General features: G+C 38.6%; 21 protein-coding genes. 3 read left to right on the top strand and 18 right to left on the bottom strand.

Annotation, left to right across the window (positions count from 1 at the left end; translation table 11 throughout):
* From ACFIM8_RS03080 to ACFIM8_RS03005, 16 genes are all read right to left on the bottom strand, one after another.
* Positions 1-728, bottom strand: a 728-nt coding sequence (locus tag ACFIM8_RS03080) for a TrbG/VirB9 family P-type conjugative transfer protein (protein ID WP_375614500.1), incomplete at its 3' end; no start/stop codon positions are given.
* Between the two features lie 2 nt (positions 729-730).
* Positions 731-1402, bottom strand: coding sequence for a virB8 family protein (locus ACFIM8_RS03075; protein ID WP_375606522.1), 672 nt, complete (start codon positions 1400-1402; stop codon positions 731-733).
* Positions 1399-1686 carry a type IV secretion protein VblB7 gene (locus ACFIM8_RS03070; RefSeq protein WP_375614499.1) on the bottom strand — a complete coding sequence of 96 codons (288 nt, stop codon included), beginning with the start codon at positions 1684-1686 and terminating at the stop codon, positions 1399-1401. The genes ACFIM8_RS03075 and ACFIM8_RS03070 overlap by 4 nt, the downstream gene beginning before the upstream one ends.
* A 6-nt stretch (positions 1687-1692) precedes the next feature.
* On the bottom strand, positions 1693-2616 hold the full coding sequence (locus ACFIM8_RS03065) for a type IV secretion system protein (protein WP_375614498.1): 924 nt from the start codon (positions 2614-2616) through the stop codon (positions 1693-1695).
* A gap of 26 nt (positions 2617-2642) precedes the next feature.
* The gene (locus tag ACFIM8_RS03060; RefSeq protein ID WP_375614497.1) at positions 2643-3026 is read right to left on the bottom strand and encodes an EexN family lipoprotein; all 384 of its coding nucleotides are present in this window, start codon (positions 3024-3026) and stop codon (positions 2643-2645) included.
* 293 nt (positions 3027-3319) lie between these two features.
* Complete coding sequence (locus ACFIM8_RS03055; protein WP_375614496.1) at positions 3320-3610, bottom strand: EexN family lipoprotein; 291 nt, start codon at positions 3608-3610, stop codon at positions 3320-3322.
* Positions 3611-3742: 132 nt separating this feature from the next.
* Positions 3743-3880: a hypothetical protein gene (locus ACFIM8_RS03050; protein WP_375614495.1), complete on the bottom strand. Its 138-nt coding sequence runs from the start codon at positions 3878-3880 to the stop codon at positions 3743-3745.
* 26 nt (positions 3881-3906) lie between these two features.
* Positions 3907-4311, bottom strand: a complete 405-nt coding sequence (locus tag ACFIM8_RS03045) for an EexN family lipoprotein (RefSeq protein ID WP_375614494.1) — start codon at positions 4309-4311, stop codon at positions 3907-3909.
* Positions 4312-4407: 96 nt separating this feature from the next.
* Complete coding sequence (locus ACFIM8_RS03040; RefSeq protein ID WP_375614493.1) at positions 4408-4575, bottom strand: hypothetical protein; 168 nt, start codon at positions 4573-4575, stop codon at positions 4408-4410.
* Positions 4576-4601: 26 nt separating this feature from the next.
* Positions 4602-5006: an EexN family lipoprotein gene (locus ACFIM8_RS03035; RefSeq protein ID WP_375614492.1), complete on the bottom strand. Its 405-nt coding sequence runs from the start codon at positions 5004-5006 to the stop codon at positions 4602-4604.
* Positions 5006-5269 carry a hypothetical protein gene (locus ACFIM8_RS03030; protein WP_375614491.1) on the bottom strand — a complete coding sequence of 88 codons (264 nt, stop codon included), beginning with the start codon at positions 5267-5269 and terminating at the stop codon, positions 5006-5008. The genes ACFIM8_RS03035 and ACFIM8_RS03030 overlap by 1 nt, the downstream gene beginning before the upstream one ends.
* A gap of 62 nt (positions 5270-5331) precedes the next feature.
* Positions 5332-5631 carry an EexN family lipoprotein gene (locus tag ACFIM8_RS03025; protein ID WP_375614490.1) on the bottom strand — a complete coding sequence of 100 codons (300 nt, stop codon included), beginning with the start codon at positions 5629-5631 and terminating at the stop codon, positions 5332-5334.
* 24 nt (positions 5632-5655) lie between these two features.
* Entirely contained in the window at positions 5656-6414 is a 759-nt protein-coding gene (locus ACFIM8_RS03020; protein ID WP_375614489.1) for a type IV secretion system protein, read from the bottom strand.
* Positions 6411-8771 (bottom strand): VirB4 family type IV secretion/conjugal transfer ATPase, encoded by a 2361-nt coding sequence (locus ACFIM8_RS03015; RefSeq protein ID WP_375614488.1) that lies wholly within the window; start codon positions 8769-8771, stop codon positions 6411-6413. The genes ACFIM8_RS03020 and ACFIM8_RS03015 overlap by 4 nt, the downstream gene beginning before the upstream one ends.
* Positions 8771-9094, bottom strand: a complete 324-nt coding sequence (locus ACFIM8_RS03010) for a type IV secretion system protein VirB3 (RefSeq protein ID WP_375606511.1) — start codon at positions 9092-9094, stop codon at positions 8771-8773. Before ACFIM8_RS03010 ends, ACFIM8_RS03015 begins: the two co-directional genes overlap by 1 nt.
* A gap of 22 nt (positions 9095-9116) precedes the next feature.
* On the bottom strand, positions 9117-9464 hold the full coding sequence (locus ACFIM8_RS03005; protein ID WP_375606510.1) for a TrbC/VirB2 family protein: 348 nt from the start codon (positions 9462-9464) through the stop codon (positions 9117-9119).
* 159 nt (positions 9465-9623) lie between these two features.
* Between ACFIM8_RS03005 and ACFIM8_RS03000 the strand changes: the two genes are divergently transcribed.
* On the top strand, positions 9624-10370 hold the full coding sequence (locus ACFIM8_RS03000; RefSeq protein WP_375614487.1) for a nuclease: 747 nt from the start codon (positions 9624-9626) through the stop codon (positions 10368-10370).
* Between the two features lie 579 nt (positions 10371-10949).
* Here ACFIM8_RS03000 and ACFIM8_RS02995 read toward each other — a convergent pair.
* Both ACFIM8_RS02995 and ACFIM8_RS02990 read right to left on the bottom strand, forming a co-directional pair.
* Entirely contained in the window at positions 10950-11393 is a 444-nt protein-coding gene (locus tag ACFIM8_RS02995) for a hypothetical protein (RefSeq protein ID WP_375606508.1), read from the bottom strand.
* 3 nt (positions 11394-11396) lie between these two features.
* Positions 11397-11723 carry a YqjD family protein gene (locus tag ACFIM8_RS02990; RefSeq protein WP_375606507.1) on the bottom strand — a complete coding sequence of 109 codons (327 nt, stop codon included), beginning with the start codon at positions 11721-11723 and terminating at the stop codon, positions 11397-11399.
* A 1017-nt stretch (positions 11724-12740) separates the two neighbouring features.
* Between ACFIM8_RS02990 and ACFIM8_RS02985 the strand changes: the two genes are divergently transcribed.
* Both ACFIM8_RS02985 and ACFIM8_RS02980 read left to right on the top strand, forming a co-directional pair.
* Positions 12741-13643, top strand: coding sequence for a MotA/TolQ/ExbB proton channel family protein (locus ACFIM8_RS02985; protein ID WP_375614486.1), 903 nt, complete (start codon positions 12741-12743; stop codon positions 13641-13643).
* On the top strand, positions 13640-14218 hold the full coding sequence (locus tag ACFIM8_RS02980; RefSeq protein ID WP_375606505.1) for a biopolymer transporter ExbD: 579 nt from the start codon (positions 13640-13642) through the stop codon (positions 14216-14218). Before ACFIM8_RS02985 ends, ACFIM8_RS02980 begins: the two co-directional genes overlap by 4 nt.
* Positions 14219-15012: the final 794 nt, after the last annotated feature.

The raw sequence follows: 15012 nt of genomic DNA, 5'->3' as shown, positions 1-15012 counted from the left end.
CGTGCGCTAATGGCATGGATAATCACCATGTTGCCTCTTGTGGTTTTGGGAACCAGCGATTCTGTACCATCATTGTTGACAATGTAAATGGCAGGGATTTCTTGGTTGTCGGGAAATGTAAATGTTGTTGTTTTGCCATTGTCATAAACAGAGGAGGGTTCAAGAGTGATAGAGCCTTGAGCGGTGTAAGCCCAATTGCGTGGTCCATAGGTTTCAGAAGCGTTGAAGATACCATCAATCTGTTGGGATTGTTTTTTTTCTTGTCGCATAAGGGCTGCAAGTCTTCTTTGTTCTGCTTCCTCTTGTGGGTAGCGGAATTTCACAAGGAAATATGTTTCTTGTCCAGAGGAAATTTCTCCATCTTTAATGATGAGTTCAAATTGATAAGAGCGCTTTGAGCCATCAAGCTTTGTGGTGACGACTTGGAGATTGGTAATGGGTTGGACTTCTCTTGCCTTTAGAAAAAGAATATTACCCGCTGGTGCAACTTCCCATGCAACGCTGTTGCCAATCGCTACATGAGCAATTTCTTCATTGGCAGAAAATTCTATTTGTACGGATGAGCGTATGGAGCCAATAATTTTAGTGACATTATAAGCATCATAATTAATAAAGCGAATGCGGCTATCGTTGGGCGCGCGGGTGGGAAAAACACTGGCATGGCTTATATTCATCAAAGAAAAGGCAACAGCCATGTTGAGAATGAGAAAAAGAAATTTTTTTTTCATGATCAGTTGACCACTTCCGGATCGGTTCTATATTCATTAACAATAAACCCTAGAGGATTTATTAAACGGTTTTGGACAGAGATAGGGGCATTGATATATTCAAAGGTAAGTGTTGAGACCCAGTGTGTGATAAATTCTTTGTTGTTCTCGTTATCACGGACGGTTTTATAATAGCGTACCTGTGCGACATCATCATTGATAAAGGAGATTGATTTTATTGTTATTGTAACGGCGGCATGTTTATAGAGAATTTGAGGGCTTTGGGGGTTTCTTGCTCCATACCAGCTGGCAAATCTTTGCTGTTCTTCAGAAGAAGAAAGAAGAGAGACGGTTTGGAAATTATGTTGTGTTTCTTCTGTGGTGAAGCCTTCACGGCAGCGGACGTATTTTGCGGCGAAGTAGCGTGTGATGGCTTCGTCGACGTTTGTGGGACCTTCTTTTAAGGCTTCTACGACTTCAACAATGCCGGTTGAATTGTCGACGCGAATGACAAAGGGTTCCACGGTTTTAAGGGGCGTGAGGGTGATGACCGCGAGAGAAGACATTATTGCAACAGCAACCGCGATGCCGGCAATGGTAAGGGAGACGCGGGTGGTGCGGCGTGAAGCGAGCATGCGGTCTTGATCAAACGAGCGCGCTTCGGCAATATATTGTTCTACGTCTTTTTCTTTCATGCCTTTTGCCCGCAATCTTTGTAGGATTTTATTTCTTCATCCGTTAATTTTTGTGCCAGAAGCATTTCCAGCTTCCCCTCTTTCACGGATGGGGTGGTGTTGTTACTGATGATGATGGGCGTGGGCGTGGGGTTTTTCCCTTCCCAATTCCACATCGATTTGTTGAGCGGTCGCTTAGAATATCCATCACATTTTGGCAGTGACTTCAGCGTGTTTGGTGAAGACATACAGCCACTGAGAAAGAGAAACGGTAAGATTACCCCAATTTTTTTTAATTCCCGCATTTGAACTTAGACCTTTTTTAATAGTGATGCTAATTTTTTAATGCCCCTTGTTGCTGCATTAGCAGCTCGTCCACTTAGTTGAGCCGTTGCTTTAGCAACTGGTGCTGAGCCTGTAAGAGAAGCCCCCCCAGAGGCTAAAGCTGATGCGATATCAGGGAGTCTGAGGAAAAGGTAAATACCACCAAGACCAACAACCAAGAACTGAATTAAAGTAGTGAAGATATCTTTAATACCTTCTGAAAAAACGTTCATTGAAATGTTAACATATAAACCACCAAGCAGCACGACTAACACATATAAAATGATGAAGTTTGCAACTTGCCCTAACCATGCTTCTGTGAATTTTCTGGTTGAGGAAAACATATAGAGGCTTATGAAGAGTGGTCCTATTGATAGGACAAGAAACAAACCCAATTTAGCAAATAATGAAACAACAAAACCGACTAGACAAAAAAAGATAGCAGCAACTAGGCAGATAAAACCAGCAATCCATGTCGCGATATACTTCCCCATTTGAGTCAGACCTGTGTACTGGTTTGCTGCGTCCAAAACCTGTGCTCCAGCTTTGCCTATCATATTGTCCCATACATTTCGATCCACATGTGCTCCTTGTGTGACATTTGAAATGGCATTCGGCAGATCATGGAAAAATATACCACTGACCCACTCATTATAAACATCGGCGTTTGTGGCAAGTGAAACAACGATGCCGAGTTTGAAAGTTGTCACTATAAATTCCCATAAGGGCATGGAAGAACGCCCATAGATGATATTGTAGCCCATAAATATAATGTAGATTGTACAAGACAGCTTAAGCGGAGCACCTAAGCTTGATGAGAGATTAACAATGGTTTTACCCATTGCGTCTGTAATGGGATCCATCAACATATTGTCTATCTTAGTGAATATGCCTTTGCTTTCTACTGCCATTGAGATGCTCCGCTCTTCATTATGTCTTAATGGTTATTTTGTTGTTCTTCTGCCGCCCGTTCTTTTTCTCTTCGTTCTTCCTCAGCACGTCGCTTTGCTCTTTGTTCAGCTAATTTTTTTTGAGTTTCTGCTCTCATTTTTTCAATCCAAGCTTTTTGTTTAGCCATAAATTCTTCATCTCTTTTGCGATTTTCTTCTTCAACTTTTGCCTGACGTTCTTTCTCAAGTTCAGCGCCTGCTACTCTTAGGTTTTCACAATTTTTTGAAGTTCCTATCCCTCCACATCTCGTGACCCATTCATCAAATAATTTTGGATTTTTTTTAAATTCTGCGACGCTATAGGTTTTTTCACATCCAGCAGCGATAATTCCAGTGCAAAGCAGCAATGTTGTTATGAGAAGTTTATTCATCGATATTTCCCCTTTTTCCTTTCAGTTTTACAAGTTTTGAGCACAATCTTTAAATTCTGCTTGTGTTATCGGTTTTTATAACCAGTGATGATAAATCTAGGTCAGAGACATAATCTTGCCATAAATCTATTGTATAGTCTGTAAGGTTCTTTAAGTTGAGCAGCTAAAGCGCAATAGATGTTATCCATTGTTTTTGTAATGGGATTTATTAACATATTGTCGATATAAGAAAATACGCCTTTGGTTACTATTGCCATTTAGATACTTCGCTATTCGTTGTGTATTTTTATAATTTAATTATTATTTTGTTCTTTTGCTTTTTGTTCTTCCTCAGTACGCTCTTTTATCCCAAATGTAGAGTTCCATATTTCTTTAGCTTTTGCCTGACGTTCTTTTTCAAGTTCTAAAAATGCTAACCGCATGTTTTCACAATTTTTTGAAGTTCCTGCAAATCCACATCTAGCATCCCACTCTAAGCGTAATTTTTCATCTTTTTTAAATTCTGCGACGCTATGGGTTTTTTCACATCCAGCTGTGATGAGCCCTGTGCAAAGTAGCAATGTTGTTATGAGAACTTTATTCATAGATATTTCCCCTTCTTTCTTTCAGTTTTACAAGGTTTGAGCACAATCTTTAAATTATGCTTGTGTTATCGGTTTTTATAACCAGTGATGATAAATTTAGGGCACAGACATATTGTTGCCATAAATATAAGCCTAAAATACACAAGGCTTTTTGAGTTGAGCAGCTAAAGCGCAATAGTGGTGTGTAATGGTGCTATCCATTATTTTTGTAAGGGGATCCATTACAGTATCATCTATGTCAGTAAATATGCCTTTGGTTACTATTGCCATTTAGATGCTCCGCTCTTCATTATGTCTTAATGGTTATTTTGTTGTTCTTCTGCCGCGCGCTCTTTTGCTTCTTGTTCTTCCTCAGCACGTCGTTTTGCTTCTTGTTCAGCTAGTATTTTCTTAGTATGAGCCTCCATTTTTTCAAGATCAGCTTTTTGTTTCGCCATAAATTCTTCATATCTTTTGCGATCGTTCTCTTCCGCTTGACGCTCTCTTTCTTCTGCTTGTGCTTCATATTCTTTTTCAAGTTCTAAAAATGCTAACCGCATGTTTTCACAATTTTTTGAAGTCCCTGCAAATCCACATCTAGCATCCCACTCTAAGCGTAAATTTTTATCTTTTTTAAATTCTGCAACACTATAGGTTTTTTCACATCCAGCGGTGATGAGCCCTGTGCAAAGTAGTAATGTCGTTATGAGAACTTTATTCATAGATATTTCCCATTCTTTCTTTCAGTTTTTAAAGTTTGAGCACAATCTTTAAATTATGCTTGTGTTATCGGTTTTTTATAACCATTGATGATAAATCTAGGGCACAGACATATTGTTGCCATAAATATAGAGTGCACGAAGCTTTTTAAGTTGAGCAGCTAAAGCGCAATAGCGATGTGTAATGGCGTTATCCATTGTCCTTGTAAGGGAATCCATCAACATATTGTCTATCTTAGTGAATATGCCTTTGCTTTCTACTGCCATTGAGATGCTCCGCTCTTCATTATGTCTTAATGGTTATTTTGTTGTTCTTCTGCCGCCCGTTCTTTTGCTTCCTGTTCTTCTTCAGCGCGTCGTTTTGCTTCTTGTTCAGCTAATTTTTTTTTAGTGTTAGCTTCCATTTTTTTAAGTCTGGCTCTCATTTCAGCTATATCTTCTTCTTCTCTTTTACGATTTTCTTCTGCAATTTTACGACTTCTTTCTGCTGCTTTTGCTTCATATTCTTTCTGAAGTTCTAAAAATGCTAACCGCATGTTTTCACAATTTTTTGAAGTTCCTGCAAATCCACATCTAGCATCCCACTCGAAGCGTAAATTTTTATCTTTTTTAAATTCTGCGACGCTATAGGTTTTTTCACATCCAGCGGTGATGAGCCCTGTGCAAAGTAGTAATGTTGTTATGAGAACTTTATTCATCAATATTCCCCCTTTTTCCTTTCAGTTTTTAAAGTTTGAGCACAATCTTTAAATTCTGCTTGTGTTATCGGTTTTTTATAACCATTGATGATAAATCTAGAGCACAGACATATTGTTGCCATAAATATATTATAAAGTGCATAAACCTCTTTGAGTTGAGCAGCTAAAGCGCAATAGCGATGTGTAATGGTGCTATTCGTTGTCTCTGTAAGTGGCTCCATCAACCCGTTGTCTATCATGGTAAATATATCATACGCTGCCATTGTTTTCCTCCGCTCCTTATCGTACGGGTTTCGCGTTCCATACTAAGTTGAATTTTTATGCTTTAATTACTGTCCTCTTTCTTTTCAGATTGTTCTTTCGTTTTTTGTTTATCGTCATTTGTACGATATTTATTTAGATATTTTTGAAAGGATTCTTTACCAAGTTCGTCTATTGCTTTTCCTAAGTTTTCACAATTTTGAGGAGATTCTGTTTCAGAAGGTTTTTTCCACATACATTTAGGTGTCCACTCATTGCGTAATTTTTCATCTTTTTTAAATTCAGCGACGCTATAGGTTTTTTCACAACCAGCCGTGATGAGCCCTGTGCAAAGTAGCAATGTTGTTATGATGATCTTGTTCATGTTCAAGCCCCTCTTTTTTTTCGTTTATTGACCACGCATTTTTTGGGCTAAAGCTTTGGTTCGTGCTTTAAATTCTTCCATTTCACGTCTTTCTGCCGCTTTTTCTTCTGCTTGTTGAATCATCATGGCGGCTTGCATTTGGAGTATTTTTGCTTGCAGGTCTGCTTGTACTGCTGCTAATTTTGCTTGAATGCCTTGAATTTTACCCGCATCTTTAGTACTTCCAAGTTCATCAAGGAGCTTGTTAATGTTTTTTTGTGTTTCACTGGCTTCTTCGTAGACGTCTTGGCCTTTTGCCGCTTCTCCTACTACGCGCTGTTCGGCTTTTTTCACTTCTTGTGCGTAAAAAGCATCTGCTGCCTCTTTTGATCCAGCGCCGCCTGAGGGCTCTTTGTATAAGAGTTCTTCTTGCCATTTTTGCGTGTTTTTGCTGCCACCACCGCCGCCGCCACCGCTGCCACCGCCGCCACTGCCCATCGATTGTTGAAAGTGGTTAAAGTCAGAAGGCAGGGCGCCACTGCTCCCTTGCTTGTTAAACATGTCTTTCAATTCAGAGATGTCAGGCTTGACATTTAAGGATTTAGAGAGATCTTGCAATTGTTTAAGCTGACCTTTCAATTGATCAAGCTGTTGTTTGCCTTGTTCGAACTGCTTTAATGCTTGTTTATATTGATCAGCCAATTTTGCAGCAGCTGTGGGATCAAATACCACGATGGCAAAGGCATTTGTTTGAAAGCCAAATGAAGCTGCATAGACGGCTGTTGCCAATAAAAGTTTTTTCATTGTTTTGACCTTTCTTGGAAAATAGGAAGCCATTTTTCTGGAGATTGTCCAACTTCATCCATAATGGTCTCTAAAAGTTCAATGTTCTTGGTGGTGCCACTTAAAATGGCTATTTCATCATCAAAGCCCCGTAAGTTCAGTTCTGCAACAACTGAACTTTGTCCTTGCTTGATGAGAAAACGCCGTGACTCACGGCTTAATTCTGCTTGTATCAGGTTAAATTCTCTGTCCGATAATTTAAAACCTTCTACATAATCCCCATGATTGCCCTTCTGGTTGGGAAAATAAATCTGTGTTGGGCATTGCTCTATAATGGTGTGCGCAATGGTTGAATTAATCGCATCTTTGGGAGATTGCGTCGCAAACAACATCAAACCATTTTGTTTACGAATAGTCTTCAGCCTGTCTTGCGCAAAGGCTTTAAAGGAATCATCCTCTAAGGCTTTCCAAAACTCATCAATGACAATGATAATACGACGCCCATCAATCAAAGACAAAATTCTATGAAAAAGATACATCATCAAGGGTGGACGAATTTCATTATTGTCTAAAAAATCCGTCATGTCATAACCAATAAATTTTGCATCAATGCCAATGTCATCATCAGGATTGTCAAAAACCCACCCTAAGGCATTGCCTTTACACCATCTCTCTAAACGACCCGCTATCCCCTCTCTATGCGTGGTGTCAAAAAACATTTGTAAGGCCGATATTGTCCGTTGTTCTTTGGGTAATAAGGCAAGTTGGTCAACAGCAGCAGAAATATCTTGTCTTTCTGATTCACTGATCTTTTGATCTTCAGAAGAAACAAGCTTGATAATCCATTGCCGTAAAAAAACTCTATCTGCTGGATTGTTATAGTCTAAACCCTTAAGTGGCGCTATACCTGTTGGTTTACCATTCTTCAAAGGCATATAAGTGCCACCACCCGCTCTGACAAAAAGTTCTGCTCCGCGATCTTTATCAAAAAAGACCATATTGGGATCATGCTTTTGAAGTTGTGCTAAAAGAAAATTAACAATAACCGTTTTCCCAGAACCAGAGGGACCACAAACAAACGTATTGCCTAAATCTCCAAAGTGAAAGTTAAAATAAAACGGTGAACCAGCAGAGGTCTTCATTAGTGCGACCGCTGGTCCCCATACATTGCCATCTATTTTCCCAACCGGAAAGGAATGAAATGGAGAAAGCGCTGCATAATTGCGGCTTGTTATCGCACCAGAACGCGTGCGATAAGCATAATTGCCAGGCAATTGTGCCCACCAAGCCGCCGCTAACCCTAAATCTTCCCGCGCAATGACAGCCCCACCATCTGTAAGACGAGAACGCGCTTTGGCAAGATTATCCGCTAACTCTTGCGGCGTATCAGCAAAAACTGCCAATGATAAATGATGTTCCCCTAAAACAAAACGATTGGATTCAAGATCATCAAGCGCATCATCCAGTTCCATAATTTGTGAACCTGCTCGATCTCCCGCATTGACCATTTGATTCTGTTTGCGCCCCATAATCTGTTTGGCAGCATTTTTGCTCTTGAAAACAAAAGATTGGGTGAAAATAAATTCAAAGGGAAGGGTGAGCAAACCATCCGCCATGCCTACCCTGGTTTTTGCTGGATATTCTTTCCAGCCAAACATGCCCGCAAATCTCTGTCCTGACTCAGTGCGTATTTCTATGATCTCTTTCCCGAAAATAAGACGGTCTGAGTAAACAGTCGAAGCTATCGTCCCCCATGTGAGAGGGATACGTTCACGACGACCTCCCACCAATTGGTGGATAAACTCACTTTGCTGCGAATAAATATTGCCTTCATGTTCATAAAGACTCAATCTTCTTGCACCATAGCGCTCTAAATTTTGAATAAGATCTGTGGTAATATCTTCAAGTTTGCGAATGGATTCCGCATCAACTTCTGTCTTGTCTTGCTTGGCTTTGCCTAAACGTTTGAAAAACTCCACTAATTTATCCGTTTGATCAACGTGTGGATTCCACAAAATCGAAAGATAAAGATCATTGCGATAAAGCTCCTGAGAAACCATCCTCTCGCGATATTTATCATCTAATTGCTTGGCAAATGCTGATCTAAAAGTGCCATCCGGATAAATCGTTTCACGCTTTCTGATAATATGGCTATAAAGCGCTATCCGTTCATCCGCAATGTTTTTAAACAGATTGTTGAGTTGTTCGTGAAGCACATTCAGATCAATAATATCCGCTGTCTCAAAGTTAATCCCTTCAAGTTTAATAACGCTCATGAGAGCGCGTGAATCCAGCGCAATGATATGCTTGTTAACATGGCGCACGTAAGGGATAATCGCCTCTGGCTGCTTTTCACGCTTCCGCTCTGTTGTTTTCATTATAATTCCTCATAATTACGAATTAATCGTAATGGAGAAATACTTCCCCCACCCCATAGACTCGAATTTCTGGCAAAAATACTTGTCTTTTGCCATGTCAGAAGAATACGAAATTTGTTATGGTCATGCTTTAGGATTTCCTTGAATATGAAATGCAGCATCACACCAAAGGTTAGAAGAAAAATATTGCCTGCCATAATGAACAATATCATCGTTCCTATCCCATTTAATCCCATAGCTTCCACCGTCACACCTGCAATCATGGCAGGGCGTGTGCAAGCAAGAAATAGCGTATCTTCTGTTAGCTTTTCGTGCTCTTTCATGGCTTTGAAAGGCAAAGTTTAATTAGGAAAGCATTGATACGATTTGCGATGCACCCATAACAATGCCGATGCCAACACAAACAAAAAAAGCTTTACGCATTTCAACATAACCAGCAATCCAGGCAAGCCCAATACCAGCAACCGCAATCGTTGCAATCGATCTTGCAATGTTTCCTGTTAAAGCTTCAATTATTTTTTGAAGAGCAGTTTCAACTTTTCCGAAGCCGCCATCAGCAAATGCTGGTTCACTCAGTACAATGAAGGCAATAAACAGCATCAATGCTGTTGTTAACCATTTCTTTTGTGTATTGGATAAAAGACCTTTTTCTAAGGTTTGTTCACGACTGAACGAATAATTCATGTTTTTCATGAAAATTCCCCCGCTTTATGTTTAAGTTAATCATAAAATTAATAATTAAAATATTAATCGGGAATCATATAAATGAAAAAAATAAATTTTTCTATCTATAAATTAACAATATTTAATCTTTTCTCAGTTAATGAACAATAAAATATAGTAATATTCAAAATGATACTTTCAAAATGTTTTCGATCAGTGCTTAAATATCTTATCTTAACGTCTATTATTATTTTTGCTGTAATCTTTTATTTGAATCAGCATACTGAAAAATTTATGCAATCTTCTTTTTTTAAAGGACCAGAAAAAACAATAGAAACCCCCGTTCAAAATCCAAAGTTAAAATTGACCGATTACAAAAACCAACACGATGTAAACCAACAAGATGCGGCTTTGCACCCAGAACCATTCGCATCACAATTTTATGAAGAAAATGTACCAGTCTATTCCGGTGCTATACAGGTAACGAGTGGTGTTACCTTTAAAATGATCACGCTCGTAGATGAGGGATGGAGAAAAAAGATCGTCCGCAATATTCGACTATATGGTGTGGAATCCTGTGAAACACGACAGTTTGCCTCACGCAATGGAATTAAGTGGCCATGTGGTGCTTTCGTCACCGCGTGGCTTGTCTCAAAAACAATTGATAAAAATGTTACGTGTCGCCAAGCACGTGTCATTCAACAGGTTCATTATGCACAATGTTTTGTGGATGGGGTTGATCTTGCACAGTTGGGGCTGACAGAAGGGTTGATGGTTTTGACAAAAGATCAGCATAATTTCCCATCACCCGCAGACTATAAAAACTTACAATCTGCGGCTCAAAAAGCAAAAAGAGGCTTGTGGTCAAGCAAATTTGAAACACCTGAAGATTGGCGAAGAGATCATGGAAGCTATAATCCCATTGACCATTATTGAAAAAGCGTCCTCTTAAGCGCTATTTAATTTTAATGAAGACAATACTCTACTGCGAATCTTATCAGAAAAAAGTTAATTATAATCCACACGGTCCTTGGTGGACAACGCTCGTTATGGAAATTTGTTGGGTTTAAAGCTTGCTTTTTGATAGGTTGCTTACTACAGCACTATGTGGGAGCGTGTTTTTTCCCCTAAACAAAATAGTCATTGTAACAAAAATGAGTGTTCAGTAAAATCTGAACACACGCAAACTACTGATGTGACCTATGGTCATGAAAAAAGGCTTATGAAAAAATAGAGAAAAGGTAAAACTGAAAATACCTTGCCTTCAAAAAGCAACCAATTGCTTCAAATCAAACCAGAACTTTTAATGCAAGCTTTGCCTCATGTTGCCATGTTTATGAAAAATGGGGACATCTGAAAGGGAAGCGGTTCTATGGAATTTTTATTCAAAATGAAGGGGATTTCTTTTCAGGCACTTGAAGAAGCTAAAGAGACTATGAGGAAAAAAATGTGCTTTCTTTTGTTATAAAAGAAAGCACATTGAGGGGGGGATTTAGAGTGACAGTTTTACATATTTTACTCGGAAAAGCGGTCTTTTTTATCTTTTTTCCACAAAAAATAAGTTGCAAGTCCGAGAATGGGAACACTCAATTTGGCAAAAGGGAGATGTTGACTGAGAGCTGCAAGGCTGGAAACAGTTGCATCTGTCATCAGTTTGTGGCGTTGTTCTTCTGTCTTTTTTTGTTGGTCATAGCGTTGATAAGTTTTGAGAACGCGACTGATAATAAGACCTAATCCCGCAAGAGAAAGACAAATTAAAAACATGATACTAGCGGCAGCAAGAGGCTTCATAACAGAACATAACGCAATAAAACCGATGGTACATAAAAAAAACAAAGACATGAAGAATGAAATGCCAATAAACCCATAAAAAATTGCTTGAAGGCGTACTTGCTTGACTGTGCTTTTAAGCCCTCCACCGACAAGATGGTTTAAAAGAGGAGCGATAAACTTGTGCATTGCTTAACGACGTAGTAATTGAGAAAGAATAAAACCAACCCCTGCGGCAAACAAAACGCTTTTGCCAGGATTTTTGCGAACGCATTGATTCATGGTTTGTTCAAGATCACTGATTTTGTCTTTTGCTTGAGACATCATGTCTTCACCACTTTCTTTCGCTGAGTGATATAGTTTTTCCGCTTTGTCTTTGGCGGCGTTGAATTTGTTTGCACCAAGATCTGTTAGGGTTGAGGTAATCCCTGAAATTTCAGTGCGTAACTTTTCTAATTGTCCTTGTAGGTCTTTTTCTACGGCTGTTTTATCGTGCTGTGTTGTTTTATTATGGGCCATGATATTTTATCCCTCTTGATTCATTATATTTGTATTGATGTGTTCATAGTGATCATTTGCATTGGAGTGAAAATTTTCACTGCTTGAGTAACGCCAAAAGCTTTTTTTGGTTCCTTTCATTTTGTCGAATTTAAAACTGTTTTTGATAAAATAAATCTTTCCTATACGATATGCTTTGTCTGTAAAGGGGGCGTATTTGTTGAGAATTGTCTTATATGCTTTTATGCTTTTGCAGGAATTTAGCACCATTCTTCAGTTTCTCGTGGCGCAGTTTTTTTTATAATAGTTTTTTAAAAAGCGTGTTGAGGTTTATTTTTTAAGCTTGTGACAGGTAAAAAACATCGTTGTTGCGATTTTGCGGCAGAAGTAATGTCATTTTTATGCTTTTGAAGAAGAAAAAGAAAATAATATTGCGGCTTTTTGCTCTCTATGTATTTGGGGGCAACACTTGCTCCCCATGATACTTTTGGTCAGTTTAAGATATTGCGATAGTTCTTTTTTTAAACGTAAGGTATATTTTTATTTTAGGATAGGAGAGGGACTTCAGTGCGCGGGTTGTTAGAGATGTGCATATCCTTTTCTTCAAGAGTTTTATGATATTTTTGCTGCTTGTTTCATGTAAGCAAATATTTTGTTGGCTTTAAAAGAGCTGCTGAAATGAGAAAAGCTTTGCGATATGAGAGATTTATTTAACAGGAACGATGATAAATTATTCTTATAAATTAAAATATTATATGCGATACTTCTTGTAAATTTATCATTTTGCCTAATTTATGCAATAAATTGATTGGGTAAGATAAACTTGTTGAATTGTTAGAGAAAAATTTCTTGAGTAATTTCTTTAGAATTAAGAGAGAGCTTATGAAATAAAACTATACTTGATTTATCAAGTTTTATTTTTTAAGAGAAATACAAAAGTGACGTTAAAAGGGTCGTGGCATTGTGGAACAGTGATGCTATGCGGGGTGACGATCCAGCTCATAAATAAAGATAAGAGCACAAGAATGTGAGATAAAAATGGAATCTGAAACAGTCCCTTTAGATAAAACAGTCCCTTTAGATAATATGTCTTCTGTATTGATAGTGCATGATTTTTCTCCTTTTTCTATGTTTATGGCTGCTGATTGGGTGGTGAAAGCCGTTATCATTATTTTGTTACTTGCTTCACTTATGTCTTGGACAATTGCTTTTGTGAAAATTGTTGAGATCACTTTGGTAAAACGAAGAGTACGTCATGAACTTCAATTGGTTCTAAATGCTCAGACTCTTACGCGTTTGGCAGCTAGCTTGAAAGAAAGTAAAGGAGCTGGTGTGTTTTTTCTCAAAGAAGTTCTTAAAGAGGTGTATCTTTCTGCACAACAGGTTCATTTTTCTGCTCCTGAAGGGATAAACGAAAGCTCTGGTGAAAAAAACAGTACAGGGGAAAGTGCACAAACGATTGAAGATATTCTCTTTTATGAGGAGAGCAATCAATATGAAGATGTTTCCCGCGATGTTCGCGATGCTAAGGCTCGTGATGTTCATGAAGGTTTAAAAGAAAGGGTTCATTCACTTTTGTCACGCTGCTTGCTGGCTGCTACACGCCGTGTTGCATGTGGAAGCGCTGTTCTTGCAACTATTGGCGCAATTGCTCCTTTTGTTGGTCTTTTTGCAACTGTTTGGGGAATTATGAATTCTTTTATTGGGATTGCTCAGTCTCAAACAACGCGACTTGATGTGGTGGCGCCTGGAATTGCTGAAGCCTTATTCGCAACGGCTGTTGGGCTTTTTGTAGCTATTCCCGCCGTTGTTATGTATAATAGCCTTATGCGTGCTTTGAGTGGTTATCGCAGTGATTTAGGCGATATCGCTGCTGCTCTTGAAAGGCTCTTGAGCCGTGAACTTGATAGACAAAGACAACAGAAAAGTCATAAAAAATGAAAGCAAGCCTTAATAATGATTGGGATATAGACGAGAGTGGGTTGCAAAGCGAAATCAATGTGACCCCTTTTATTGATGTTGTATTGGTGTTGCTTATTGTTTTTATGGTTGCAGCGCCTTTGGCAACGTCTGTCATTTCCGTTCAGCTTCCTTCTATAACTCAAGCACCTTCAGTGGTTCAGTCTGATGAACCTCTTTATGTTACGTTGCAAAAAGATCGTTCTCTTTACATTGGTGATCATCTTGTAGAACAAGCAGCTTTGAGAGAAGCTTTGTTGAGGGAAACTACGCAAAATTTAGAGGCAAAAATTTTAATCAAAGCGGATAGCGAAATTGATTATGGTACTGTCATCGATTTACTCAATCAAATACGTATGGCTGGATATAATAAAATTGGTCTTGTAGGATTGCAAAACTCTACCAATCTTGTCTCAAAAGGTGAGATCAATAATAAAACAACAGGGGTAGAGGACGCTGCTGTCGATGGAGCGGGTGGTAACGTTGTAGGGCATGTGGATACCGTAACAACGGGCACTGCGGGAAACGCTAATATTCCAGCCGATGTCTCTGATTAGTGATAAAAACAGCCTTTGTTGCGGGAAGAAAAGAATATTATTCAAAGCCATAGAGTGAAATTGATGAGGGTTTTGTCGTGGTTTTGTTAAACCAAATACGTATGGGTTTGATATTACGCAGGGGGTTCATATATTGAATCGGTTTTTTTAGGATTAAACTCTACTCATCTTGCCGCAAAAGGTATAATCAAGAAAACAGCAGAGGCGATAGTTGTGTGTCTTAATAATCTTAAAGCTCTTTTTGCGGCGGTGTTTATAAATGGTATAACGGTCAAGCCTCCTGTAAAATAATAAAAAATCTATCAAACATCACCATCTTTATGCTTAACAAAAGAGTAAGCGAGCACCATTATCGTATTTATATTTTTTTCCCAATGTTGCGACAGTGTTTAGTATAAGTATTCATTGTAGGCATTTTTCCAGTTGTTATCTGCATGCTAGCCACGTTTGGAACGTGAGAAACATGCTTTTGATTGATTTAATATAAATAGGCTTGCCATGAAACAATCTTACAATATTGAGATTTCTTATTTAAGTTGCAAGACAATTCATTATTATTATAAATCAATATGATGTATAGATTGTTGACATTACCAGTGGTGTGTGAACTCTCAATGGTTAGTGCCAATGTTTTTGTTATGGGGGAGGGGTATCGGGTGATAATGAAGTTTTGTATAGCGTACGAGACGTAATTGAGAGATACTTATTTAGAGGTGCGTTTAGTGAAAAAACTTTGAAAGCAAATGCGCATTCCCTCTGCACTTTAAAAGCCCAAAGAATTTCCAGTGAAAGAG

This window comes from Bartonella sp. AC535YNZD (assembly GCF_042196625.1).
Classification (GTDB): Bacteria; Pseudomonadota; Alphaproteobacteria; order Rhizobiales; family Rhizobiaceae; genus Bartonella.
This window is presented reverse-complemented; position numbering and strand designations above follow the sequence as displayed.

What these genes read in the sequence shown, in the direction of transcription:
- ACFIM8_RS03075 (WP_375606522.1), bottom strand. Translation starts at nt 1,402, where the DNA reads ATGAAAGAAAAAGACGTAGAACAATATATTGCCGAAGCGCGCTCGTTT.
- ACFIM8_RS03070 (WP_375614499.1), bottom strand. Translation starts at nt 1,686, where the DNA reads ATGCGGGAATTAAAAAAAATTGGGGTAATCTTACCGTTTCTCTTTCTC.
- ACFIM8_RS03065 (WP_375614498.1), bottom strand. Translation starts at nt 2,616, where the DNA reads ATGGCAGTAGAAAGCAAAGGCATATTCACTAAGATAGACAATATGTTG.
- ACFIM8_RS03060 (WP_375614497.1), bottom strand. Translation starts at nt 3,026, where the DNA reads ATGAATAAACTTCTCATAACAACATTGCTGCTTTGCACTGGAATTATC.
- ACFIM8_RS03055 (WP_375614496.1), bottom strand. Translation starts at nt 3,610, where the DNA reads ATGAATAAAGTTCTCATAACAACATTGCTACTTTGCACAGGGCTCATC.
- ACFIM8_RS03050 (WP_375614495.1), bottom strand. Translation starts at nt 3,880, where the DNA reads ATGGCAATAGTAACCAAAGGCATATTTACTGACATAGATGATACTGTA.
- ACFIM8_RS03045 (WP_375614494.1), bottom strand. Translation starts at nt 4,311, where the DNA reads ATGAATAAAGTTCTCATAACGACATTACTACTTTGCACAGGGCTCATC.
- ACFIM8_RS03040 (WP_375614493.1), bottom strand. Translation starts at nt 4,575, where the DNA reads ATGGCAGTAGAAAGCAAAGGCATATTCACTAAGATAGACAATATGTTG.
- ACFIM8_RS03035 (WP_375614492.1), bottom strand. Translation starts at nt 5,006, where the DNA reads ATGAATAAAGTTCTCATAACAACATTACTACTTTGCACAGGGCTCATC.
- ACFIM8_RS03030 (WP_375614491.1), bottom strand. Translation starts at nt 5,269, where the DNA reads ATGGCAGCGTATGATATATTTACCATGATAGACAACGGGTTGATGGAG.
- ACFIM8_RS03025 (WP_375614490.1), bottom strand. Translation starts at nt 5,631, where the DNA reads ATGAACAAGATCATCATAACAACATTGCTACTTTGCACAGGGCTCATC.
- ACFIM8_RS03020 (WP_375614489.1), bottom strand. Translation starts at nt 6,414, where the DNA reads ATGAAAAAACTTTTATTGGCAACAGCCGTCTATGCAGCTTCATTTGGC.
- ACFIM8_RS03015 (WP_375614488.1), bottom strand. Translation starts at nt 8,771, where the DNA reads ATGAAAACAACAGAGCGGAAGCGTGAAAAGCAGCCAGAGGCGATTATC.
- ACFIM8_RS03010 (WP_375606511.1), bottom strand. Translation starts at nt 9,094, where the DNA reads ATGAAAGAGCACGAAAAGCTAACAGAAGATACGCTATTTCTTGCTTGC.
- ACFIM8_RS03005 (WP_375606510.1), bottom strand. Translation starts at nt 9,464, where the DNA reads ATGAAAAACATGAATTATTCGTTCAGTCGTGAACAAACCTTAGAAAAA.
- ACFIM8_RS03000 (WP_375614487.1), top strand. Translation starts at nt 9,624, where the DNA reads ATGATACTTTCAAAATGTTTTCGATCAGTGCTTAAATATCTTATCTTA.
- ACFIM8_RS02995 (WP_375606508.1), bottom strand. Translation starts at nt 11,393, where the DNA reads ATGCACAAGTTTATCGCTCCTCTTTTAAACCATCTTGTCGGTGGAGGG.
- ACFIM8_RS02990 (WP_375606507.1), bottom strand. Translation starts at nt 11,723, where the DNA reads ATGGCCCATAATAAAACAACACAGCACGATAAAACAGCCGTAGAAAAA.
- ACFIM8_RS02985 (WP_375614486.1), top strand. Translation starts at nt 12,741, where the DNA reads ATGGAATCTGAAACAGTCCCTTTAGATAAAACAGTCCCTTTAGATAAT.
- ACFIM8_RS02980 (WP_375606505.1), top strand. Translation starts at nt 13,640, where the DNA reads ATGAAAGCAAGCCTTAATAATGATTGGGATATAGACGAGAGTGGGTTG.